This window comes from Herbiconiux daphne (genome assembly GCF_024979295.1).
GTDB lineage: Bacteria > Actinomycetota > Actinomycetes > Actinomycetales > Microbacteriaceae > Herbiconiux > Herbiconiux daphnes.
Genome location: NZ_JANLCJ010000176.1, coordinates 1 through 986, shown reverse-complemented (window position 1 = coordinate 986; position 986 = coordinate 1). Strand labels below are relative to the sequence as shown.

General features: G+C 42.8%; 1 protein-coding gene. It reads right to left on the bottom strand.

Features of this window, described 5'->3' with window-relative positions; all coding sequences use genetic code 11:
• On the bottom strand, positions 1 to 986 hold a 986-nt coding region (locus N1032_RS23880), incomplete at both ends, for a hypothetical protein (RefSeq protein WP_259542918.1).

Sequence of the window (986 nt, the reverse complement as noted above, 5' to 3'; positions counted from 1 at the left end):
TTTGATTTCATCAGTGCCACGTTCTTTCAGAGTCTCCTCGAGATCATTTCTAATCTCAGAACGAGCTTTCTCTTCCTTCAGTTCCTCTTCCTTAACAGCACGATCAATACGCTGTTCTTGGTCGCGGATATGAGATGCATCCAACTTAGCCTGTTGTGCTTCCTGTGCGGCCTGCTGTTCAACTTTCTCCTGAGTCTGACGTGCTTGTTCAAGTCCATCCTTCAAAGCGCCTACAGTCTGTTTAGACTGCTTAATGGCCTCTTCAATTTTCTGAGCTTTCTCAAATGCACGTTTAGATGCTTCGGAACCTTTCGGATATTTCTTAATCAATTCCTGCGCTTCTTTGTGACGTGTTTCAATCTCATGATGAATTGCTGCAATTGCATCTGCACTTTCTTCAGCAGATAGAGCACCACGTTTACCAGTCTTAGAAGTAGTGAAGTTACTAATTACACGATTCAGTTTATTCTTGGTAATTGGGTCAACATCCAAACTCTTAATATGCTCTTTAAGGGCTTTACGGGAATGCTCGATGTGTTCAGGGTTATTCTCAGGTCTCTTAGCTTCACCGATTTTAGTCTTCTCACGGAGAATCATTTTCGCATGGTTAGCAACTTCACGAGCAGTGACATCTTCACTGTTAGTACGCGCGCGAGCACGAGAAAATGCTTCTTTGATTACTTCGTCAGGAACATCATTTGCCTTCATGTTGAAACGAATATTTTCATTACGTTCTTCACGAGACTTAGGAACCTTAGCTTCACCTAAACGTTTCTGGATAAACTCACTAGCTTCTTTCAGGTTGTTCTGAGCAGCAATGCGACGTTCGGTTTTGTATGCTTTAACAGCAGTGTTAACACGGCCTTTAATTGCATCCTTCCCGAAACCATCTTTGAACGTTGCTTCAATACCACCTTTCTGAGACATCACTGCATGAAGAATATCAGCAGATGGTACACCTTCCTTAGCAGCCACATCCTCAGCAT